12 protein-coding genes are annotated in these 23,710 nt (G+C 73.0%); 11 read left to right on the plus strand and 1 reads right to left on the minus strand.

Annotated elements, in window-relative coordinates; all coding sequences use genetic code 11:
* Positions 1–34 precede the first annotated feature (34 nt).
* From HFV08_RS29530 to HFV08_RS29565, 8 genes are all read left to right on the plus strand, one after another.
* A complete protein-coding gene (locus HFV08_RS29530) occupies positions 35–763 on the plus strand; it encodes a hypothetical protein (protein WP_168543647.1) in 729 nt (242 codons plus the stop codon).
* A gap of 113 nt (positions 764–876) precedes the next feature.
* On the plus strand, positions 877–1,623 hold the full coding sequence (locus HFV08_RS29535; RefSeq protein ID WP_168543648.1) for a GntR family transcriptional regulator: 747 nt from the start codon (positions 877–879) through the stop codon (positions 1,621–1,623).
* A gap of 235 nt (positions 1,624–1,858) precedes the next feature.
* Complete coding sequence (locus HFV08_RS29540) at positions 1,859–3,568, plus strand: purine-cytosine permease family protein (RefSeq protein ID WP_168543649.1); 1,710 nt, start codon at positions 1,859–1,861, stop codon at positions 3,566–3,568.
* A 137-nt stretch (positions 3,569–3,705) separates the two neighbouring features.
* On the plus strand, positions 3,706–7,302 hold the full coding sequence (gene uca / locus HFV08_RS29545) for an urea carboxylase (protein WP_168543650.1): 3,597 nt from the start codon (positions 3,706–3,708) through the stop codon (positions 7,300–7,302).
* The gene (gene atzF / locus HFV08_RS29550; RefSeq protein ID WP_168543651.1) at positions 7,299–9,101 is read left to right on the plus strand and encodes an allophanate hydrolase; all 1,803 of its coding nucleotides are present in this window, start codon (positions 7,299–7,301) and stop codon (positions 9,099–9,101) included. The genes uca and atzF overlap by 4 nt, the downstream gene beginning before the upstream one ends.
* Before the next feature lie 927 nt (positions 9,102–10,028).
* Positions 10,029–12,068 carry a M4 family metallopeptidase gene (locus HFV08_RS29555; protein WP_168543652.1) on the plus strand — a complete coding sequence of 680 codons (2,040 nt, stop codon included), beginning with the start codon at positions 10,029–10,031 and terminating at the stop codon, positions 12,066–12,068.
* Between the two features lie 296 nt (positions 12,069–12,364).
* Positions 12,365–13,963 (plus strand): M4 family metallopeptidase, encoded by a 1,599-nt coding sequence (locus HFV08_RS29560; protein WP_376770760.1) that lies wholly within the window; start codon positions 12,365–12,367, stop codon positions 13,961–13,963.
* A 219-nt stretch (positions 13,964–14,182) separates the two neighbouring features.
* Complete coding sequence (locus HFV08_RS29565; RefSeq protein ID WP_168543653.1) at positions 14,183–14,848, plus strand: peptidoglycan recognition protein family protein; 666 nt, start codon at positions 14,183–14,185, stop codon at positions 14,846–14,848.
* Positions 14,849–14,970: 122 nt separating this feature from the next.
* Here the strand turns inward: HFV08_RS29565 and glgP are convergent, their stop codons facing one another.
* Positions 14,971–17,601: an alpha-glucan family phosphorylase gene (gene glgP, locus HFV08_RS29570; RefSeq protein WP_168543654.1), complete on the minus strand. Its 2,631-nt coding sequence runs from the start codon at positions 17,599–17,601 to the stop codon at positions 14,971–14,973.
* A 467-nt stretch (positions 17,602–18,068) separates the two neighbouring features.
* Here glgP and HFV08_RS29575 point away from each other — a divergent pair, with 467 nt between their 5' ends.
* The 3 genes from HFV08_RS29575 (at position 18,069) to HFV08_RS29585 (ending at position 23,703) form a co-directional block, all read left to right on the plus strand.
* Entirely contained in the window at positions 18,069–20,120 is a 2,052-nt protein-coding gene (locus HFV08_RS29575; protein WP_168543655.1) for an alpha-1,4-glucan--maltose-1-phosphate maltosyltransferase, read from the plus strand.
* Positions 20,117–21,841, plus strand: a complete 1,725-nt coding sequence (gene treS / locus HFV08_RS29580; RefSeq protein ID WP_168543656.1) for a maltose alpha-D-glucosyltransferase — start codon at positions 20,117–20,119, stop codon at positions 21,839–21,841. Before HFV08_RS29575 ends, treS begins: the two co-directional genes overlap by 4 nt.
* Before the next feature lie 335 nt (positions 21,842–22,176).
* Entirely contained in the window at positions 22,177–23,703 is a 1,527-nt protein-coding gene (locus tag HFV08_RS29585) for a maltokinase N-terminal cap-like domain-containing protein (protein WP_168543657.1), read from the plus strand.
* The last annotated feature ends 7 nt before the right edge of the window (positions 23,704–23,710 follow it).

Below are 23,710 nucleotides of genomic sequence, written 5' to 3' on the forward strand. Positions count from 1 at the left end.
GCCGGAGAGCGGAAGGCTGGAAGGGGAGGCAGTGATGGGGACGCGCGGTTCTGGTGGGCGGGCCGAGCCGCCGGTGGCGGTCGTCGGGTGGGCGGAGGCCTGGGAGTTCCGGCTCGACACCGAGGAGCGGCCCGCCCGTGGTCGCCGGAAGAAGGCAGTGCACGGGCCGCTCGCCTTCCGGGTCCCCGGCGGCTGGGGTGAGCAACGTGTCCTCGCGCCCTGTGCCTTCCCCGCCGGGGAGGACAGCAGCCTGGGCCGCTTCACCGGTCTGCGCGTCTGCACGGACCCCGCCGGGGTCACCCTGCTGTGCAGTGTGGGCGCCGCCGAGGACGAGGCGGGGATGCGCGCGTTCCCGGTGCGCGACGCGGCGGGCGCCGAGATCGGACGGGTCCGTACCGCCGCTCCGCTGCGCAAGGTGCTCAATCCGGAGTGGTTCCTCGACCAGCCCGGCCGGCCCGAGGTCGTCAGCCGGCACGACTGGGCGCGGGGCTCGGCGAGCGAAGTCGTCCTGCGCGGCGCCGGGAAGGCCACCCTCAGCGTGCTGGGCAGCATGCTGTCCCCCGGCGAGGGCGGCGACCGGCCCTCGGCGCGCAGAGCCCGCGAGTGGCGCGCGGACGGCGAGCTGGTGATGACCTCCGACGCGAACCGCGCCTTCCTGCTCCGGGCGGACTGGCTCGACCGGCGCCTCGTCTTCGCCTACGCCCTGCTGCGCACCCGCGTCTCCCGCAAGCACCCCGCGCTGGCGCTGCTGCCGGAGTCCTGAGCGGCCGGTGAGCGGAGCCCGTAACCCGGAGGCAAGCTCGCGCCGCTCGGAGAAACCCCCGCTTCACACACGGACACTCCCCGGGAAACACCGCCCTCCTACCGTCCTGGGACATGGACACAGGGCTGTATACGCAGGTGGACACGGACCGGGATCCCCCGGGACCCGCACCCCGGGAGCCGTTGCTGCCGCACCGTGACCGGGTCTACGCGCTGCTGCGCGAGGAGTTGCTCGGCGGGCGGATCGGGCCCCGGGAGCGGCTCGGGGAGGTGCGGCTCGCGGGGCGGTACGGGGTGTCCCGTACGCCGGTGCGCGAAGCCCTCGCCTGGTTGCGCGCGGACGGTCTGATCGAACGCGGCGACGGGGGCTACTTCCCGGTCGTACCGAATCTGGCGCAGCTGCGTGACCTGTACGAACTGCGGGTGACCCTGGAGCTGCGCGGGGTGGCCCGCGCGCTCGAGGACCCCTCGGTGCGGCACGACCCCGTGCTGCTCGGGGCGGAGCTGGAGCGCTGGTACGCGCTGCGGGCCGCCCCGCCGCGGCCCGATCCGCAGTTCGTCGTCCTGGACGAGGAGTTCCACACCGCGCTCTCCCGGGCCTCGGGGAATCCGGCGCTGACCGAGGCGCTGACCGCGGTGAACCGGAAGATCCGCCGGGTGAGGATGTACGACTTCCTGACCCAGGAGCGGGTGGACACCACCATCACCGAACACATCGAGATCATGGAACTCGTCCGCGGGGGACGCCTCGACGAGGGCCACCGCGCCCTGCACGAGCACGTCGGCGCCTCGATGGACGTGGTCCTGGAGCACGCCCGCCGGGCCCTGACCCAGATGGCCCTGCACACCGGCCAGGCCTGAGCACCCTCTCCGCCCCTCCCCCATGCGCCCTCGCCACGTGGCGCTCCCCCTCTTCCACCCGCCCGACGCGGTCACCCCCGCCCCCGGGCACCCCCGGCCCCTCCATCCGCTCCCCGGGCCACCCGCGCACCCGCATCCGCATCCGTACTCCCGCAGCGCCGAGGACGTCGCACCGGGACACGGCCCCGTGCCGTGAGTGAGCCCCTGCACTCCCCCAGCAGCAAGGAGGCGTGGCATGAGCGTCGAGCCACGACTGAAGGATTCCGCCGGACCGGCCGCCCCGCCGGAGCCCGCGGACCCCGGCACCGCACCGCGGGCCACCGAGGAGACGGCGGCCGGCCAGGCGGTGCGGGAGACCCTGGAGGACTACACCCTCCGCTTCGCGCCGCGCGGTTACCGCCGCTGGTCGCCGATGGTGGTGGCCACCACGGCGCTCGGCGGCATCGCCTATATGGCCGACTTCTCCATCGGCGCGGGCATCGCCTTCTCGCACGGCACCGGCAACGCGCTGTACGCGATCGCGCTCGCCGCCGTCGTCATCTTCGTGACCGGCTTCCCGCTCGCCTACTACGCGGCGCGCTACAACATCGACCTGGACCTGATCACCCGCGGCTCCGGCTTCGGCTACTACGGCTCGGTCCTGACCAGCGTGATCTTCGCCAGCTTCACCTTCATCTTCTTCGCGCTCGAAGGCTCGATCATGGCGCAGGGCCTCAAGCTGGGCCTCGATCTGCCGCTGTGGCTGGGCTATCTGCTCTCCACCTGCCTGGTGATCCCGCTGGTGATCTACGGGATGAAGGCGCTGAGCACGCTCCAGGTGTGGACCACGCCGATCTGGCTGCTGCTCATGGTCGGCCCGCTGGTCTATCTGATCGCCGAGGACCCGGGGACCGTGGACCGCTTCCTCGGCTACCCGGGCACCGGCGCGGACGGCGGCGGGATCAGCACCGCCTCGGTGCTGCTCGGCGCGGGCGTCTGCCTCTCGCTGATCGCGCAGATCGGCGAGCAGATCGACTATCTGCGCTTCATGCCGCCGAAGACCGAGGAGAACAGGCGGAGTTGGTGGGCGGCCGTGGTGATGGCCGGCCCCGGCTGGGTGGTGCTCGGCGCGCTCAAGCAGGCCATCGGGGTCTTCCTGGCGGTGTACGTACTGGCCGAGGTGGGCCCGGCGGCGGCGACCGAACCGATCCAGCAGTTCAAGGGCGCCTTCGACACCATGATGCCGTCCTGGCTGGTGCTGCCGCTCGCGGTGGTCCTGGTGGTGATCAGCCAGATCAAGATCAATGTCACCAACGCCTACTCCGGCTCGCTGGCCTGGACCAACTCCTTCACCCGGGTGACCAGGCGCTACCCGGGACGTCTGGTGTTCGTCCTGGTCAACCTGGGCATCGCGCTCACGCTGATGGAGGCGGACATGTTCAGCTTCCTCAACGACATCCTCAGCTTCTACGCGAACTGCGCGATCGCCTGGGTGGTCACCGTGGCCACCGACATCATGGTCAACAAGTACCTGCTGAAGCTGTCCCCGCTCGCCCCCGAGTTCCGCCGGGGCATGCTCTACGCGGTCAACCCGGTGGGCGTGGTCGCCTTCACCGCGGCCTCGGGCCTGTCCATCGCGATGTACTTCCATCTGCTCGGCGACGCGCTCCAGCCGTACTCGCCGGTGGCCGCCGTCGTCCTGGCCTTCGTGCTCACCCCCGTCATGGCCCTTGCCACCAAGGGGCGTTACTACCTGCGGCGCACCACGGACGGCATCGAGGAACCGCTGCTCGACGCGGAGGGCAACCCGAGCGGCACCCCGTACACCTGCCATGTCTGCCGGCAGGAATACGAGCGCCCCGACCTCACGGCCTGCCAGGCGCACCAGGACGTCGTCTGCTCGCTGTGCCTGAGCACCGACCGCACCGGCGCCCACGTACTGCCGCCCGCGCCCGCCCCCGCGTAGCTCCTCGCGCCCGGCGTGCGCCGCGCGCGCCGGGCGCCCCCACCTCGTACCGCACCCGCCCGTGCGTCCGCGACGCACCAGCCGACAGCACGCCCCCGCACCCCCGCTTCCCGTAGCGCTCCCGGAGGAGATGCCCCGTGTTCGACACCCTGCTCGTCGCCAACCGCGGTGAGATTGCCTGCCGGATCATCCGCAGCGCGCGGATGCTGGGCCTCGCCACCGTCGCGGTGTACTCCGACGCCGACAGTGCCGCCCCCCATGTACGGATGGCGGACGAGGCGGTACGGCTCGGTCCGGCGCCGCCCGCCGAGAGCTATCTGCGCGCCGAGGCCGTGCTCGCGGCGGCCCTCGACACCGGCGCCGGGGCCGTCCACCCGGGGTACGGATTCCTGTCCGAGAACGCGGAGTTCGCCGCCGCGGTGGAGGCGGCGGGCCTGGTCTTCGCCGGGCCGACCCCGCGCCAGCTGGAGGTCTTCGGCGCCAAGCACACCGCCCGCGCCGCCGCCGAGCGGGCCGGGGTGCCGCTGCTCGCCGGCACCGGACTGCTCGGCGGACAGGGGGAGGCCCTGGAGCGGGCCGCGGAGATCGGCTATCCGGTGATGCTCAAGTCGACCGGCGGAGGCGGCGGCATCGGCATGCAGCCCTGCGCCTCGCCCGGGGAACTGGCCGCCGCCTTCCCGCGGGTGACCCGGCTCGCGCAGAGCGGCTTCGGCGACGCCGGGGTCTTCCTGGAGCGGTACGTGCCCCGGGCCCGCCATGTCGAGGTGCAGGTCTTCGGCGACGGCGGCGGCCGGGTGGTCAGCCTCGGCGACCGCGACTGCAGCCTCCAGCGCCGCAACCAGAAGGTGGTCGAGGAGGCCCCGGCGCCCGCGCTGCCCCCGGCGGTGCGCGAACAACTGCACCGCAGCGCACGGGAGTTGTGCGCCTCGGTGGACTACCGCTCCGCGGGCACCGTGGAGTTCGTCTACGACCCGGACCGCGCGGAGGCCGCCTTCCTGGAGGTCAACACCCGGCTCCAGGTGGAGCATCCGGTGACCGAGGAGATCACCGGCGTCGACCTGGTCGGCTGGATGCTGCGGCTGGCCCGCGGCGAGCGGGACCTCCTCGACCAGGTGCCCGAGGACGGACCGCCGCGCACCGGGCACGCGGTCGAGGCCCGGGTCTACGCCGAGGACCCGGAGCAGGAGTACCGGCCGAGCTCCGGGCTGCTCACCCGGGTCGCCCTGCCGGAGGGGGTCCGGGTGGACGGCTGGGCGGAGACCGGCCAGGAGATCTCCCCGGTCTACGATCCGCTGCTGGCCAAGATCGTCGCCACCGGCGCCGACCGCGCCGAGGCCTTCGCCCGGCTCGCGGACGCCCTGGAGCGGACCCGCTTCGACGGGGTGGAGACCAACCTCGGCCTGCTCGCGGCGAGTTGCCGCGAGCCGGAGGTGCTGCGCGCCGCCCACACCACCGGCACCCTGGCCCGGCTCGGCGACCCCCGGCCCCGGATCGACGTGGTGCGCGGCGGCACCCTGACCACCGTGCAGGACTGGCCGGGCCGTACCGGCTACTGGGAGGTGGGCGTCCCGCCGAGCGGGCCGATGGACGACCTCTCCTTCCGGCTCGGCAACACCGCGCTCGGCAATCCGGCGGGCGCCCCGGGCCTGGAGTGCACCCTGGAGGGCCCGGCCCTGCGCTTCAGGCTGCCCACCACGGTCTGCGTCACCGGCGCCCCGGCCGAGGTCACCGTGGACGGCCGCCGGGTCCGCCAGTGGGAGCCGGTGGAGGTGCCCGCCGGTGCCGTGCTGGACGTGGGCACGCCCGAGGGTCCCGGGATGCGCACCTACGTCCTGGTCCGCGGCGGCCTCGACCTGCCCGGCTACCTCGGCAGCACCGCGACCTTCACCCTCGGCCGCTTCGGCGGGCACGGCGGGCGGGCGCTGCGCACCGGCGATGTGCTCCGCCCGGCCGCAGTGCCCGCCGACGCCCCCGCGCCCGCGCCGGTCCCCGCGGCCGAGCGGCCCCGCTTCACCGCGCACTGGCGGATCGCGGTCGCCGAAGGACCGCACCCGGCACCGGACTTCCTCACCCGAGCCGGACTCGACACGGTCCTCGCCGCCGAGTGGAAGGTCTCCGCGCAGTCCGCGCGCACCGGCGTACGGCTGATCGGGCCGAAGCCCGAGTGGGCCCGCCCGGACGGCGGCGAGGCCGGGCTGCACCCCTCCAATGTGCACGACACCGCCTACTCGGTCGGCGCGGTCAACTTCACCGGGGACACCCCCGCGATCCTCGGCCCGGACGGCCCGAGCCTCGGCGGCTTCGCCTGTCCGGTCACCATCGTCAGCGCCGAGCGCTGGAAGACCGGGCAGCTGCGGCCGGGCGACACGGTGCGCCTCGTCCCGGTCCCCGAGGCGCACGCGGACGCGCTGCGGCAGGCGCCCGCCCTGCTCAGCAGCGCCGGGGAGCAGGGCGCCCGGGACGGCGACGACGGGGTGCTCGCCCGCCGCCCCGCCACCGGCGGCGACCCGGAGGTGGTCTACCGGCGCGGCGCCGACGACAACATCCTGGTCGAGTACGGGCCGATGGCGCTCGACCTCGGCCTGCGGATGCGGGTGCACGCCCTGGCCGCGCACCTGTCCACGCACCGCCCCGCGGGACTGGTCGACATGACCCCGGGGGTGCGCTCCCTGCATCTGCACACCGACCCGGACGTCCTGCCGCTGCGCACCCTGCTCGGACTGCTGCGCGAGGCGGAGGAGGCGCTGCCCGCGACCGGTGAACTGACCGTGCCCAGCAGGGAGGTCCATCTGCCGCTCGCCTGGGACGACCCGACGGTGGACGAGGCGATCGCGCGCTACGAGGCCTCGGTGCGCTCCGGGGCGCCCTGGAATCCGTCCAATATCGAGTTCATCCGCCGCGTCAACGGACTGGAGAGTGTCGAGGCGGTGCGCCGGACGGTCTTCGACGCCCGCTACCTCGTCCTCGGGCTCGGCGACGTCTACCTCGGCGCGCCCGCCGCCACCCCGCTCGACCCGCGGCACCGCCTGGTCACCACCAAGTACAACCCGGCACGCACCTGGACCGCCGAGGCGGGCGTCGGCATCGGCGGCTCGTATCTGTGCGTCTACGGGATGGAGAGCCCCGGCGGCTACCAGCTGATCGGGCGGACGGTGCCGATCTGGGGCGGGCTGCGCCCGGGCCGCTCCTTCCAGGACGGGGTGCCCTGGCTGCTGCGCTTCTTCGACCGGATCGTCTGGCACCCGGTCGAACCGGCCGAACTCCTCGATCGGCGGGCCGACTTGGCGGCCGGGCGCAGCGAGGTGGACATCCGCCCCGGGGAGTTCTCGCTCGCCGCGCACGAGCGCTTCCTCGCCGCGCACGCCGCGGACATCGCCGCCTTCCGCCAGCGCCAGTCGGCCGCCTTCGAGGCCGAGCGGCAGGCCTGGGAGGCCGCGGGCGAGTTCGCCACCGAGGAGGTGCCCGCCGCCGCCCCGGCCGCGCCCGCGTACCAGGTGCAGCCCGGGGGAACGCTGGTGGACGCGCCGCTGAGTTCGAGCGTCTGGAAGGTGGCGGCGCCCGCGGGCACCCGGGTGGCGGCCGGTGCCCCGCTGGTCGTCCTCGAAGCCATGAAGATGGAGGTGGTGGTGCGGGCGCCCGCCGACGGTGTCGTCGCCGAGGTGCTCGTCACCCCGGGCCAGCAGATCGACGCCGGGACCCCGCTGACCGTCCTCGCACGGGAGGAAGCCGCATGAAGCCCTCGTCCCCCGCCCCCCACCCCACCGTCGAGGCGCGCGTCGAGGCCGCCTACCGCCGGATCGAGGAGGCCGCGCGCCCCGAGGTCTGGATCACCCTGCGCCCCCAGGAGGGGGTGCGGGCCGAGGCGCGGACCCTGGACGCCCGGCTCGCCGCCGGGGAGCAACTCCCGCTCGCCGGGCTGCTCATGGCGGTCAAGGACAACATCGACGTGGTCGGCCTGCCCACCACGGCGGCCTGTCCCTCCTACGCCTACCGGCCGAGCGCCTCCGCGACGGCCGTGCAGCGGCTGACGGACGCGGGCGCCCTGGTGCTCGGCAAGACCAATATGGACCAGTTCGCCACCGGGCTCGTCGGCACCCGCAGCCCCTACGGCGCGGTGCGCGGGGCCGCCGACCCGGAACTGATCTCCGGCGGCTCCAGTTCGGGTTCGGCGGTGGCGGTCGCCCTCGGCATCGCGGACTTCGCCCTGGGCACCGACACCGCGGGCTCCGGGCGGGTGCCCGCCGCGCTCGGCGGTCTGGTCGGGATCAAGCCCACCCTGGGCCTGGTCCCCGCCACCGGGGTGGTCCCGGCGGCCCGGCCCTACGACTGCGTCACCGTCTTCGCCGCCACGCTGACCACCGCGCAGCGCGCCCTCACCGTGATGACCGGCCCGGACGAGGGGGACCCGCGCAGCCGCGACTGGCCCGCCGGGGTACGGCTCGCCGCGCCGGCGCGCCCGCGCCTCGCGGTCCCCCGGGCGGCCGACCTCGCCCCGCTCAGCCCCGGCGCCCGCGCCGCCTTCGCCACCGCGCTCGACCGGCTGGCGGCCGCCGGGGCGCGGACCGAGGTCCTCGACGTGAGCCCGCTCCTGGAGGCCGCGCGGCTGCTCTACGAAGGGGCGCTGGTGGCCGAACGGTACGCCGCCGTGGGCGAGTTCCTCGAAGGGCGCCCCGCGGACGCGGACCCCACGGTGGCGAAGATCGTGCTGGCCGCGGCCTCGATCCCCGCCGCGGCGCTCGCCGCCGACCAGGAGCGGCTCGACATCTTCCGGGCGCGGGCCGGGCGCCTCCTGGACGGCTTCGACGCGCTGGTGCTGCCGACCACGACCGGGCACCCCAGCCTGGCCGAGGTCGCGGCGGACCCGGTGGGCGTCAACTCCCGCCTGGGCACCTACACCAACTTCGTGAACCTCCTGGACATGGCGGCCGTCGCCGTCCCCGCGGGCGAGGCCGACGGGACCCCCTTCGGGGTGAGCGTGATCAGCCGCGCCTTCGAGGACCAGGCCGCCCTGGACATCGCCGCCCTGCTCACCGGGGAGCGGTCCGCGCCGCCCTACCCGGGCACCGGCACCGACCTCGCGGTCTTCGGCGCGCATCTGCGCGGGCAGCCCCTGAATCCCCAACTCACCGCGCTGGGCGCCCGGTTCGCGGGCGAGCTGCGCACCGCGCCGGACTACCGCCTGTTCGCCCTCGGTACCGTGCCGCCGAAACCGGGCCTGGTCCGGGTGGCCCCCGGGAAGGGCGCCGCGCTCACCGGGGAGCGCTGGACCCTCTCGCCCGCCGCCCTCGGCCGCTTCCTCGCCGAGCTGCCCCCGCCCATGGCGCTGGGCCGGATCCGGCTCGACGACGGCAGCTGGGTGCTCGGCTTCCAGTGCGATCCGCACTCCGCGGCCGCCGGGCACGACATCACCGCGTACGGGGGGTGGCTCGCGTATCTGGCGGCCGGGGCGGCGGACGGGAAGCGTCCGACGGGCCCGGAGGACGCCCCGGCCGGGGAGGCGCCCGGTTCCGCGCCGGAGACGGCCGCCCGGTAGCAACCGCCGGGTTTGCTAAGGCGAGCCGCCCTGGCGAGGTGAACGGGCGGGCGGCGGGGCCCGGTTGAGGCGCGGCGGGCGGGTGCGGGCGGGGGCCCGCGCCCGCCCGCCCGCCGCTGTGCGGCCCGGGTCCGGCGCGGGGCTCAAGGCACCGCGAGGCACTCGGCGTACCGCTTCCGGGCCGCAACACCCGTCCCGGGAGGGCGACTTCGCGCCGTACCTCCGGACACCGGATGACAACGCACGGCAAGTACCCGTTCATGCCCTGAATCCAGGACGCACAGGCAGAAATGCCGACTGTTCGTGTGCGTCCGCGAAGACTTCGCGCTCCGGTCGGGTCACAAGCGGAATGGATCCCACCGCCTCAACTCCTCCACATCTCCCCCGTGTTCGCACCGGCCGGTGAAGCGGCCGGAAGCGCTCACCTCGCCACCCGGGGCGCACGGCCGACTGGCCGAATAGGCATGTACACGCGATCCCTCAACAGGCTGGCGTGATAACGGATTTCATGGCGCGGCCATCGGAAGCTCACGGGAAAAGCCCAGTACAGAGGGCTGGTGACCGATCAACATTGCGGCGGTGTGAACGGCCGCCCGTCACACCGGATCCGCATTGCGAACACCGCCCACCGGGCAACGAACTTTTTCCGGCCAACCTCTTGAGGGGATCCTGACAGCGGCCCCGGATTCCTGTCACTCTTCCCTCGGCCATCACAAGCCGCCCCGAGCTTCACCAACCGGTCACGTGAAGGTCCCACTTGTGTGCTTCCCGCACGGGTCCACGAGTGGTGCTTGCTCCAGATTTCCGGATCTCCTGGATCCACTGGATTTTCTGCGTTCTGCGTTCTCGTTCCATCGCTGTGCCCCGGACGGCAACCCACCCTCCGGGTCTCCCGGCCGCCACCCCGCGGCCACGCAGAAGGAGTCAGTGTTGAGCACCTCCCACAGACGCACCTCCCACACCCAGCGCAAAGCCGCGGCCGGCGCCCTGGTCGCCGTGGCGGCCCTGCTCTCCGTCGCCGTCCAGTCCGGTGCCGCCACCGCCGAGGACAGCGCGAGCGCCAAGCCCGCCCTCGGCAAGGTCGACAAGGGCTCGCTGATCACCAACCTCAGCCCGGCCCAGCGCGCCGAGCTGATACGCGAGGCCTCCGCCGGCACCGCGGACACCGCCCGCTCCCTCGGCCTCGGCGCCAAGGAGAAGCTGGTCGTCCGCGACGTGGTCAAGGACCGCGACGGCACCCTGCACACCCGCTACGAGCGCACCTACGACGGGCTGCCGGTGCTCGGCGGCGACCTCGTCGTCAAGACCGCGAAGTCGGGTGCCACCGAGGGCGTGACGCGGGCCGTCAAGGCGGAGCTGAAGGGCATCGCCACCAAGGCCGCGGTCAAGCCAGCCGCCGCCGAGAAGCAGGCGCTCGGTGCCGCGAAGGCCGCGGGCTCCAAGGCGAGCGACTCCTCCCGCGCCCCGCGCAAGGTGGTCTGGAGCGCCGACGGCAAGCCCGTCCTCGCCTACGAGACCGTGGTCGGCGGCCTCCAGGAGGACGGGACCCCGAACGAGCTGCACGTGGTGACGGACGCCGCCACCGGCAAGAAGCTCTACGAGTGGCAGGGCATCGAGAACGGCACCGGCAACACCCAGCACAGCGGCCAGGTGACCATCGGCTCGACCCAGTCGGGCTCCACCTACAACCTGACCGACGGGGCCCGGGGCGGCCACAAGACGTACAACCTGAACCACGGCACCTCCGGCACCGGGACCCTCTTCTCCGGTCCGGACGACGTCTGGGGCAACGGCAACCCGAGCAACGCCGAGACCGCGGGCGCGGACGCGGCCTACGGCGCCCAGCTCACCTGGGACTACTACAAGAACGTCTACGGCCGCAGCGGCATCCGCGGTGACGGGGTCGGCGCGTACTCCCGCGTCCACTACGGCAACAACTACGTCAACGCCTTCTGGTCGGACAGCTGCTTCTGCATGACCTACGGCGACGGTTCGGGCAACAGCAGCCCGCTCACCGCGATCGACGTGGCGGGCCACGAGATGACGCACGGCGTCACCTCCAACACCGCGGGCCTGATCTACAGCGGCGAGTCCGGCGGCCTCAACGAGGCCACCTCGGACATCTTCGGCACCGCCGTGGAGTTCTACGCCAACAACTCCAACGACGTCGGCGACTACCTCATCGGCGAGAAGATCGACATCAACGGCGACGGCACCCCGCTGCGCTACATGGACAAGCCGAGCAAGGACGGCGCCTCCAAGGACTCCTGGTACTCGGGCATCGGCAATGTCGACGTCCACTACTCCTCGGGCCCGGCGAACCACTTCTTCTACCTGCTCTCCGAGGGCAGCGGGCAGAAGGTCATCAACGGCGTCACCTACAACTCGCCCACCGCGGACGGCCAGCCCGTGACCGGAATCGGTCGTGACAAGGCCGCCCTCATCTGGTACAAGGCGCTCACCACCAAGTTCACCTCCACCACCAACTACGCGGCTGCCCGTACCGGCACCCTCGCGGTGGCCGGTGAGCTGTACGGCACCACCAGCGCCGAGTACAAGGCCGTGCAGGACGCCTGGGCCGGTGTCGCGGTCGGCAGCCGGGGCGGCACGCCCGGCGGCAAGACCTTCGAGAACAACACCGCGGTCGCCATCCCGGACGCCGGGGCGGCGGTGACCTCCTCGGTCAGCGTCACCGGCATCACCGGCCGCGCCCCGGCCAACCTCCAGGTGGCGGTGGACATCACCCACACCTACCGCGGTGACCTGGTCATCGACCTGGTGGCCCCGGACGGTTCGGCCTACCGCCTGAAGAACTCCAGCTCCTCCGACTCGGCCGACAACGTCAAGGAGACGTACTCGGTCAACGCCTCCTCGGAGGAGGCCAACGGCACCTGGAAGCTCAAGGTCCAGGACGTCGCGCGGCAGGACACCGGCAAGATCAACAGCGTCAAGGTGACCTTCCCGTAAGCCCGCGGACGGCCCGGCAGGACCGGGCCGCGCGGTGCACCGACAGGCGCCGTCCCGGTGGTCGACACCGGGGCGGCGCCGCCGTGTGCGCCCCGTTCCTCCCGAACGCACCGCGTGGGCGGGGCTGTTCACATTGCGGTCGTACGCGTGCAGTGGACGGACAAGTTCTGGTCAAGAACCGTCCACACTCCTGACATGTTCGCGCCCCGCATGGCACTGTTCCCTCTCAAGAACCACCCGCACCGCACCTTTCGGACAGCGACCCTTGCTGTCCGAACCCCACGAAGGAGCTTTGCGTGACCCCCCACATGTCACAGAGCAAGGGCTACATAGCCACCCACAAGCGCTCCACGCTGGCCATCGCCACGGCACTGGCCGCCGGCTCCGCGCTTCTGGCCACCGGCCTCGCCGGCGGCGCCACCGCCGCCCCGGCCCCGGCCAAGTCCGAGAAGGGCGCCTCCGTCTCGGCCGCCCAGGCGGCGCGCGTCTCCATGATCAAGGCGGCGGAGAAGAAGACCGCCGCGGTCGCGAAGGAGCTGAAGCTCGGCTCCCAGGAGAAGCTGGTCGTCAAGGACGTCATCAAGGACAGCAAGGGCACCGTCCACACCCGCTACGAGCGCACCTTCGCGGGCATGCCGGTCCTCGGCGGCGACCTGATCGTCCACAAGACCAAGGCTGGCAAGACCGAGACCACCAAGGCGACCGAGAAGAAGATCGCGGTCTCCGCCAAGGCGCTCTCCGCGGCCAAGGCCCCCAAGGACGCCCGCAAGGTCGTCTGGGCCGCCACCGGCACCCCGACCCTCGCCTTCGAGACGGTCAAGACCGGCAAGGCCAAGGACGGCACGCCCACCAAGCTGCACATCGTCACCGACGCCGAGAGCGGCAAGAAGCTCTCGCAGTGGGACGACATCCACACCGGCACCGGTGAGACCACCTACAGCGGCAGCGTGGAGATCGGCTCCAAGGAGGGCTCCGGCGGCTTCGAGCTGACCGACGACTCCCGCGGCGGCCACTCGACCTTCACCCTCGACAACGGCGAGGGCGAGGGCGTCCTCGCCACCGACGACGACGACAAGTGGGGCGACGGCACCCCGGCGGACAAGAACACCGCCGCCGCCGACGCCGCCTACGGCGCCCAGGTCACCTGGGACTACTACAAGAGCGTCCACGGCCGCGAGGGCATCAAGGGCGACGGCCAGGGTGCCACCTCCCGCGTCCACTACGGCGACAACTACGTCAACGCCTTCTGGGACGACAGCTGCTTCTGCATGACCTACGGCGACGGTGAGGGCAACGAGCACCCGCTGACCTCGATCGACGTGGCCGCGCACGAGATGAGCCACGGCGTCACCTCGGCCACCGCCAACCTGAACTACTCGGGTGAGTCCGGCGGTCTGAACGAGGCCACCTCGGACATCTTCGGCACGGCGGTGGAGTTCAGCGCCGAGAACGCCGAGGACAAGGGCGACTACCTCATCGGTGAAGAGATCGACATCAACGGTGACGGCAGCCCGCTGCGCTACATGGACGAGCCGAGCAAGGACGGCGCCTCGCTGGACTACTGGAGCTCCGACGCCGGCAACGTCGACGTCCACTACTCCTCGGGCATCGCCAACCACTTCTTCTACATCCTGTCCGAGGGCAGCGGTGAGAAGGAGATCGACGGCGTGACGTACAACTCGCCCACCAAGGACGGCTCCAAGGTCGAGGGCATCGGCCGGGACAAGGCCGAGAAGATCTGGTTCAAGGCCCTGACCGAGTACATGACCTCCACCACCGACTACGCGGGTGCCCGCGAGGCGACCGTCAAGGCCGCCACCGACCTCTACGGCGCCGACGGCGCCGAGGTCAAGGGCGTCGAGGCCGCGTGGACCGGCGTGGACGTCACGGGCTGACACCCTCCGGCCCGGACCTGAGGTCCGGCACCGGCGTTTGACCGGGCGGCGCCACGGGGATCACGAATCCCCGGGCGCCGCCCGCACCATGTCCAGCCGGGGACCCGTACCACCGGCGCCCGGGACCCGCCCGCGCGGCACGCTCCCCGCGTACGCCGGGCCGCACTGCCGGGCCGGGCAACTGCCAAGCCCTGGAACCACGGTGAACGGGAGAAGTCCATGGCAACTCCGCTGTCCGCGGACAAGATGATCGCCGCCCTCAAGGCCGAGGGCGTCGCCCCGGTCGAGCGCGAGGGCTGGCGCACCCACAACCGCAACGAGGCCGGGCCCTGGGGCGGGGTGAACGGCGTCCTCATCCACCACACCGCCGGGCGCGACAGCCTCGACCTGGTCTGGGACGGGCGCTCCGACCTGCCGGGCCCGCTCGCCCACACCCATCTGGCCAAGAACGGCACCGCCACGATGACCGGCAACGGCCGCGCCAACCACGCCGGCCGGGCCGCCCGCAACGCCTTCGACGCGGTGGTCGCCGAGTCCTCCACCCACCCCGCGCCCTCCGCGGCCAGCGGGACGGTCGACGGCAACCAGCACTTCTACGGCATCGAGATCGAGAACCTCGGCGACGGCGACGACCCGTACCCGGGCGCCCAGTACGACAAGGCGGTGCGCTGGGCCGCCGCCATCTGCCGGGCGCACGGCTGGACCCAGCACTCCGTCGTCGGCCACAAGGAGACCTCGGTCGAGGGGAAGATCGACCCCTCGTTCAGCATGAACAACTTCCGTGCCAAGGTCGCCGACCGCCTCTCCCACGACGCGGGCTGGGACCCGGTCGCACCCGCCGCGGACGAGGGCGCCGAGGACGGGACCGGGGTCCTCGACGGATGACGCGGCTCCGGGGCCGCGCGGGATGACGCGGCCCCGCCGCCGGGGCGCGCCCCGGCCGGTGAGCGCCCCTCGGCTGTGAGCGCCCCTGAGCGCAGGAGGACCACTCACCGCAGGAGCACCCCTCAGCGCAGGAGCACCCCGGACTCCCCCGCGCCCTCCGAGGGCCAGGCCACCAGGCCGAGTTCGGCCGCGCCGCCGAGCAGCCGGTGGGCGGGCAGGACCCGGACCGTGTAGCCGATCGGCCCGGTGCGGTCCAGGGTGAGCGGGCCCTCGTAGCGCAGGCGGCCGTCCAGGTCGGGGCCGCCCAGCGGTTTCAGGGCGACGGTGGTGGGCGAGGAGATGCGGTCGGCGGAGTCGACGCGCCCGGTGAGGGCCTGCACCTGGACGTCGTCGGGGCCGAGTTCGCCGAGCCGGACCCCGACCCGCAGCGCGAGGGTGCTGCCGACCTCGGCACTCGCGGAGGTGGCCGAGGCCTCCACGTGCTCGACCGCCACCTGCGGCCAGGCGGCGCGCAACCGCCCCTTGAACCAGGCGAGTTCGCGGGAGGCATCCTCGTCCATGGCACGCGCGGCCCGGGCGGCCGGGGCGTAGAGCCGGGTCACGTACTCGCGGACCATGCGCCCGGCGAGCACCTTCGGTCCCAGCTGCGTCAGGGTGCGGCGGACCATCTCGATCCAGCGGTCGGGCAGGCCCTCGGGGCCGCGCTCGTAGAAGCGCGGGGCCACCCGGCGCTCCAGGAGTTCGTACAGGGCGCGGGCCTCCAGGTCGTCGCGCCGGTCCTCGTCGGCCGCGTCGCCGTCCGCGGTGGGCACCGCCCAGCCGAAGTCGGGTTCGTACCACTCGTCCCACCAGCCGTCCAGGACCGAGAGGTTGAGGCAGCCGTTGAGGGCGGCCTTCATCCCGGAGGTGCCGCAGGCCTCCAGCGGGCGCAGCGGGTTGTTCAGCCAGACGTCGCAGCCCGGGTAGAGCTTCTCGGCCATCGCCATGCCGTAGTCGGGCAGGAAGACGATGCGCTCGCGCACCCGCGGGTCGTCGGTGAAGCGCACCAGCGCCTGCACCAGCCGCTTGCCGCCGTCGTCCGCGGGGTGCGCCTTGCCCGCGACCACGATCTGCACCGGCCGCTCGGGGTGCAGCAGCAGCGCCCGCAGCCGGTCCGGGTCGCGCAGCATCAGCGTCAGCCGCTTGTACGAGGGCACCCGGCGGGCGAAGCCGACGGTGAGGATCCCGGGGTCGAAGACCCGCTCGATCCAGCCGAGTTCGGCCGCCGAGGCACCGCGCTCGCGCCAGGAGTCCCAGAGCCGCCGGCGGACCTCGCCGACGAGCTGGGTGCGCAGGGTGCGGCGCAGCTCCCAGAGTTCCGCGCCGGGGACGGCGCCGACCGCCGCCGCGCGCTCGGGGCCGCCGAGGGCCACGGCCTCCTCGACGCGCTCCGCGCCGATCCCCCGGGCGCCGAGGGCGCGGACCTCGGGGGCGGTCCAGGTGGGGGCGTGCACCCCGTTGGTGATCGAGGTGATCGGCACCTCCTCGGCGTCGAATCCCGGCCAGAGTCCGGCGAACATCTCCCGGCTGACCCGGCCGTGCAGCTGCGAGACGCCGTTGGCGCGGCGGGCGAGCCTCAGGCCCATCACCGCCATGTTGAAGACCCCGGGATCGGCGCCCTCGCCGGTCTCGGTGCCGAGGGCGAGGACGTGCCCGGTCTCGATGCCGGGCAGTTCGGCCTCGGGTCCGAAGTGCCGTGCCACCAGGGCCGTCTCGAAGCGGTCGATGCCCGCGGGGACGGGGGTGTGGGTGGTGAAGACGGTCCCGGCGGCGACCCGCTCCAGGGCCGAGCCGAAGTCGGCGCCCGGCCGCCCGTCGCGGGCTTGCGTGTACTCGTGCAGGCGCTCCAGGCCGAGGAAGCCGGCGTGGCCCTCGTTGGTGTGGAAGACCTCGGGCGCCGGGTGGCCGGTCAGCCGGCAGTAGGCACGCACCGCGCGGACCCCGCCGATGCCGAGCAGCATCTCCTGGAGCAGCCGGTGCTCGCTGCCGCCGCCGTAGAGCCGGTCGGTGACCTCGCGGGCCGCGCGGTCGTTCTCCTCGACCGCGGAGTCGAGCAGCAGCAGGGGCACCCGGCCCACCTGCGCCTGCCAGATCCGGGCGCGCAGCAGGCGGCCGCCGGGCAGGGCGAGGACGGTCAGGGCGGGGCTCCCGTCGCTCTCGCGGAGCAGGTGGAGCGGCAGCTCGTGGGGGTCGAGGACGGGGTAGTGCTCCTGCTGCCAGCCCTCGCGGGAGAGCGACTGGCGGAAGTAGCCGTGCCGGTAGAGCAGCCCGACCCCGATCAGCGGGACGCCGAGGTCGCTGGCCGATTTCAGATGGTCCCCGGCGAGGATGCCGAGGCCGCCCGAGTACTGCGGAAGCGCCGCGGTGATCCCGAACTCCGGTGAGAAGTAGGCGATCGCGGCGGGCTGTCCCGCGCCCTGCTCCTGGTACCAGCGGGCGCCCTCCAGATAGCCGCGGAGGTCCTGGTGCGCCTCGGCGAGGCGGGCGAGAAAGCCGTCCTCGGCGGCCAGTTCCGCGAGGCGCGCGGGCGGTACGCAGCCGAGCAGCCGCAGCGGGTCGCCGCCGGTCTCCTCGAAGCGGCCCGGGTCGACGGAGCGGAAGAGCTCGCGGGTGGGCGGATGCCAGGACCAGCGCAGATTGCGGGCGAGTTCGTTCAGGGGGGCGAGGGGTCCGGGGAGGACGGGACGGACGGTGAACCGACGGATTGCCTTCACGTTTCCACCTTCGCGGGCGAAGCGGGCGGCGACGGGGAGATGGCCCGGTGCGTCGCCTTGTGGTGCTGCCGAACCGTAGCGAGCGGGCGGCGGGCGCGGGCAGGGCGCGCCGGGGGCGGGCGGGTCGCGCGTGTCGCGTTACGCGTGAGTAGTTAACAAAGAGGCGGATTGCCCACCCGCGTAGCGGGGGAAGGCTCCTGCGGTACGGCCCGCGAAGCCAACCCGGGGCAGCTTTCTCCCGATCTTTCCGGCACGTACCCGAAGACCTCGCGGCCGCCCGCTCGACCCGGACACGGGGCGCACCCTCACTCGTACGGGGGCCGCGCACCGGGCTCCGAAGGGGTGAATCCGCGGGCGGCTCGGGCCCTGGTGGTCCTGCCGGTGAGTCGTGGAACGCCCCTGTCAGCGCTAGAAAGGGCGCAAGCCCCGCCGTCAACCGCCCGCCGCGCACACCCTCAGGTGATCACATGATCGGCCGCATCCCGGTCCTTGACGTACACCCCGTCATCGAGTGCGGGCAGCGCCCCGCGAAGTCGGTGGCGGGCGAGGAGTTCGAGGTCAGCGCCACCGTCTTCCGCGAGGGCCATGAGGCGGTCGCGGCCGAGGTCGTGCTGCGCGATCCCGAGGGGCGCCCGGGCCCCCCGGTGCCGATGCGCGAGCTGGCCCCGGGCACCGACCGCTTCGGCGCCCGGGTCGCGCCCGCCGAGGAGGGCCGCTGGACCTTCGAGGTGCAGGCCTGGAGCGACCCGCTGAACACCTGGCGGCACACCGCGGGGATCAAGGTCCCGGCGGGCATCGACACCGAACTGGTCCTCGCGGAGGGCGCGCTGCTGCACGAGCGCGCCGCCGAGGGCGTGCCGAAGAGCGAGGGCCGCCGCGAGCTGGTGCTGACCGCCGCCGACGCCCTGCGCGACAGGGCCGCCACCCCCGCCGCGCGCCTGGAGGCGGCCCTCGCGCCCCAGGTCACCGAGGTGCTCGACCGGCATCCGCTGCGCGAACTGCTCAGCTCCTCCGGCGAGTACCCGCTGCGGGTCGAGCGGCGGCGGGCGCTCTTCGGCTCCTGGTACGAGTTCTTCCCGCGCTCCGAGGGCGCCCGCGTCGAGGAGGGCAGGCCGCCGGTCAGCGGGACCTTCCGGACCGCGGCCGAGCGGCTGCCCGCGATCGCCGCGATGGGCTTCGACGTGGTGTACCTGCCGCCGGTCCACCCGATCGGCACCACCTTCCGCAAGGGCCCGGACAACGCCCTGACCGCGGGCCCGCACGACGTGGGCGTGCCCTGGGCGATCGGCTCCCCGGCGGGCGGCCACGACGCGGTCCACCCGGACCTCGGCACCCTCGACGACTTCGACGCCTTCGTCCGCCGGGCCCGGGACCTGCGCCTGGAGGTCGCCCTCGACTTCGCGCTGCAGTGCTCCCCGGACCATCCCTGGGTGAGCGAGCACCCCGAGTGGTTCCGGCACCGCCCGGACGGCACCATCGCCTACGCCGAGAACCCGCCGAAGAAGTACCAGGACATCTACCCCCTGGACTTCGACACCGACATGCCCGGGCTGGTCCGCGAGACGGTGCGGCTGCTGCGCTTCTGGATGGACCGCGGGGTGCGCATCTTCCGGGTCGACAATCCGCACACCAAGCCGGTGGTCTTCTGGGAGCGGGTGATCGCCGAGATCAACTCCGCCGACCCGGACGTGCTCTTCCTCGCCGAGGCCTTCACCCGGCCCGCGATGATGCGCACCCTCGGCACCATCGGCTTCCAGCAGTCGTACACCTACTTCACCTGGCGCAACTCTAAGCGGGAACTGACCGACTACCTCACCGAGCTGAGCGGCGAGAGCGCCGCGGTGATGCGGCCGAACCTCTTCGTGAACACCCCCGACATCCTGCACGCCTACCTCCAGGACGGCGGCCGCCCCGCCTTCGAGGTCCGCGCGGTGCTCGCCGCGACCCTCTCCCCCACCTGGGGCGTCTACAGCGGCTACGAGCTGTGCGAGAACCAGCCGCTGCGGCCGGGCAGCGAGGAGTACCTGCACTCCGAGAAGTACGAGCTGCGCCCGCGCGACTGGGAGGCGGCCGAGCGGGAGGGCCGCAGCATCGCGGGGCTGATCACCGCGCTGAACCGGATCCGGCGCCACCATCCGGCCCTGCAGCAGCTGCGCGACCTGCACTTCCACGAGACGGACCAGGAGGCGGTGCTCGCCTACTCCAAGCGCAGCGGCTCCAGCACCGTGCTGGTGGTGGTCAACCTCGATCCGCATCACGTCCGGGAGGCGACCGTCACGCTCGACCTCCCCCGGCTCGGCCTCGACTGGGACGAGCCGCTCGCCGTGCGCGACGAACTCACCGGCGAGAGCTACCAGTGGGGCCGCGCCAACTACGTACGCCTCGATCCCGGCACCGCGCCCGCGCATGTCCTCGTCTGCCGCCCGGCCGGGCAGCAGGCGGCCGAGAACGGGACGCCGTCCGCTGGGCGGCGCGCTCCCGCGTCCTCGCAGACCAGGTCAGGAGGGTCACCCGCATGATCGTCAACGAGCCCGTACCGGACAAGTTCGAGGACACACCGGCCCGGGACCGCGACCCGGACTGGTTCAAACGCGCCGTCTTCTACGAGGTCCTGGTCCGCTCCTTCCAGGACAGCAACGGCGACGGCATCGGCGACCTCAAGGGCATCACCGCCAAGCTGGACTACCTCCAGTGGCTCGGCGTGGACTGCCTGTGGCTGCCGCCCTTCTTCAAGTCCCCGCTGCGGGACGGCGGTTACGACGTCGCGGACTACACCGCGGTGCTCCCGGAGTTCGGCGACCTCGCGGACTTCGTGGAGTTCGTGGACGGCGCCCACCAGCGGGGCATGCGCGTGATCATCGACTTCGTCATGAACCACACCAGCGACCAGCACCACTGGTTCCAGGAGTCCCGCCGCGACCCGGACGGCCCGTACGGCGACTACTACGTCTGGGCCGACGACGACAAGCAGTACCAGGACGCGCGGATCATCTTCGTCGACACCGAGGCCTCGAACTGGACCTTCGACCCGGTCCGCCAGCAGTACTACTGGCACCGCTTCTTCTCCCACCAGCCGGACCTCAACTACGAGAACCCGGCCGTCCAGGAGGAGATCCTCGCCGCCCTGAAGTTCTGGCTCGACCTCGGCATCGACGGCTTCCGCCTGGACGCGGTGCCCTACCTCTACGCCGAGGAGGGCACCAACTGCGAGAACCTGCCCGCCACCCACGAGATGCTGCGCAAGGTGCGCGCCGAGATCGACGAGCACTACCCGGACGTGGTGCTGCTCGCCGAGGCCAACCAGTGGCCCGAGGACGTCGTCGACTACTTCGGCGACTTCTCCAAGGGCGGCGACGAGTGCCATATGGCCTTCCACTTCCCGGTGATGCCCCGCATCTTCATGGCGGTGCGCCGCGAGTCGCGCTACCCGGTCTCGGAGATCCTCGCCAAGACCCCCGCGATCCCCTCCGGCTGCCAGTGGGGCATCTTCCTGCGCAACCACGACGAGCTGACCCTGGAGATGGTCACCGACGAGGAGCGCGACTACATGTACGCGGAGTACGCCAAGGACCCGCGGATGCGGGCCAATATCGGCATCCGCCGGCGCCTCGCCCCGCTCCTGGACAACGACCGCAACCAGATCGAGCTGTTCACCGCCCTGCTGCTCTCGCTGCCCGGCTCGCCGATCCTCTACTACGGGGACGAGATCGGGATGGGCGACAACATCTGGCTGGGCGACCGGGACGCGGTGCGCACCCCGATGCAGTGGACCCCGGACCGCAACGCGGGCTTCTCCTCCAGCGATCCCGGCCGCCTCTTCCTGCCGACGATCATGGACCCGGTCTACGGCTACCAGGTCACCAATGTCGAGGCCTCGATGTCCTCGCCGTCCTCGCTGCTGCACTGGACGCGCCGGATGATCGAGATCCGCAAGCAGAACCCGGCCTTCGGCCTCGGCAGCTACACCGAGCTGTCCTCCTCCAACCCGGCGGTGCTCGCCTTCCTGCGGGAGGCGCCCTCCTCGGACGGCGAGGACGACGACCTGGTGCTCTGCGTGCACAACTTCTCCCGCTTCCCGCAGCCGACCGAGCTGGACCTGCGCGAGTTCAACGGCCGCCATCCGGTCGAGCTGATCGGCGGGGTGCGCTTTCCGGCCATCGGTGAACTGCCGTATCTGCTCACCCTGGCCGGGCACGGCTTCTACTGGTTCCGGCTGCGCCGGGAGACCCTCGCTGCGTAAGGGAGCGGCCGGGGGCCCCGCGCGGGCCCCCGGCGCCCGCCCCGCCGCACCGGACCAAGGTCCGTTACGGGGCGGGAAGTACACGCTTGTCCGCTCCGGCACCGGGCACTTTCTCCCCTGTCGGTCCGCCGGGGCCGTATCCGGAAAATCCCACCCGCCCCGCGGGCGGACCACGAGATCTCCCGGTCGCGGTCCCGGCCCGTCCCCGCGCGACCCGCGGACTCCGTCCGGGGGTACCCCCACCGCGTCGGCAGGTACTTCTCCGCCCCTTCCGCGAGACTGAGGGGGATTTGCCCAGATAGTCCTATGGTGTGCCCGGGGAAAGGACGCGAGCCATGCCGGAAGCCGTAGCCCGTCCAGGAACGGTCCCCCTCGCACGCCGCCGGCTGCTCGACTCGCTCGGCCCCCTGCTGCGCGAATGGCTGCCCCGGCAGCGCTGGTTCGCGGGCAAGGGCCGCCCGATCACCGGCTTCGAGCTGGTCTCCGCCACCGATCTGCTGCCGCCCGGATCCCCGCAGGGCCTGATCCACCTCCTGGTCCGCGTCAAGCAGCCGCCCGCCTCCGCGGAGCCGCCCGCCCCGCGCTCCTCGGACTGCTACCAGCTCCTGATCGGCGTCCACCAGGCCCTGCCCCGCCACCTCGCCCCCGCCCTGATCGGCCACGCCCGCACCGGCCCGCTGAGCGGCCAGACCCTCTACGAGGCGCTGCACGACCCCCGGCTCGCGGACGTGCTCCTGGAGGCGCTGCGCTCCCGGGCCCGGATCGGCAGCCTCTGCTTCGAGCACGACAGCGAGACCGAGCTCCCGGCGAAGCTGCCGCCCCGGGTGCTCGGCGCCGAGCAGTCCAACTCCTCGCTGATCTACGGCGAGTCCTACATCCTCAAGCTGCTGCGCCGGGTGGTCGAGGGCGTCAACCCGGACCTGGAACTGCCCCTGGTCCTCGCCCGGGACGGCTGCCGCCAGGTGCCCGCCCCCGCCGCCTGGTTCCTCGCCGACGGGTCCGCGGGCCGGGGCCATGCCACCGAGACCTCGGTGCTCGGCGTCATGACGCCCTTCCTCAGCGGCGCCGAGGGCGCCTGGGAGCTGGCCCTCGACGCGCTCGCCGCCCGCCGCCCCTTCACCGAGGAGGCGCACGGCCTCGGCCGGGCCACCGGCGCCGTGCACGCCTCGCTCGGCCGGGCGCTGCCCACCGTCACCCTCGGCCGCGCCCAGCTCGCGGTGCTCGCCCGCGCCATGACCGACCGGCTCGACGGCGCCGCCGAAGTGGTGCCCGCCCTGCGGGAGTTCGCGCCCCGGCTGCGCACCGCCTTCACCGAGCTCGGCGCCCTCGACCCCGCCGAGCTGGCCTGGAGCGCCCAGCGGGTCCACGGCGACCTGCACCTCGGCCAGTGCCTGCGCCAGCGCTCCGGCGAGTGGTCGGTGATCGACTTCGAGGGCGAACCGGCCCGCCCGCTCGCCGAACGCCGGCTGCCACAGCCCCCGGTGCGCGATGTCGCCGGGATGCTGCGCTCCTTCGACTACGCCGCCCGCACCCTGCCGCGCACCGCCGCCCAGGAGCACGCCGCGGGGCCCGGCGGCTCCGTCTCCGACATGGGCTCCGGCTCGGCGGGCGAGGACCCCGCGGCGGCCGGGCCCGACTCCTCCTGGTACGCCGAGTGGGCCGAGGACTGCCGGGCCGCCTACTGCGCCGGGTACGCCGAGGTGGCGGGCCGCGACCCGCGCGCCGACCCGGTGCTCCTGCGCGCCTACGAGACCGACAAGGCCGTCTACGAAGTCGTCTACGAATCCCGCAACCGCCCCGACTGGGTCTCCGTGCCCATGGCCGCCGTCCGCCGCCTCGCCGCCGCGGCCGGGCCCCGCTGACCTGCCC

Origin of the sequence: Streptomyces physcomitrii (assembly GCF_012273655.1) — a bacterium.
GTDB classification, from domain to species: Bacteria; Actinomycetota; Actinomycetes; order Streptomycetales; family Streptomycetaceae; genus Streptomyces; species Streptomyces physcomitrii.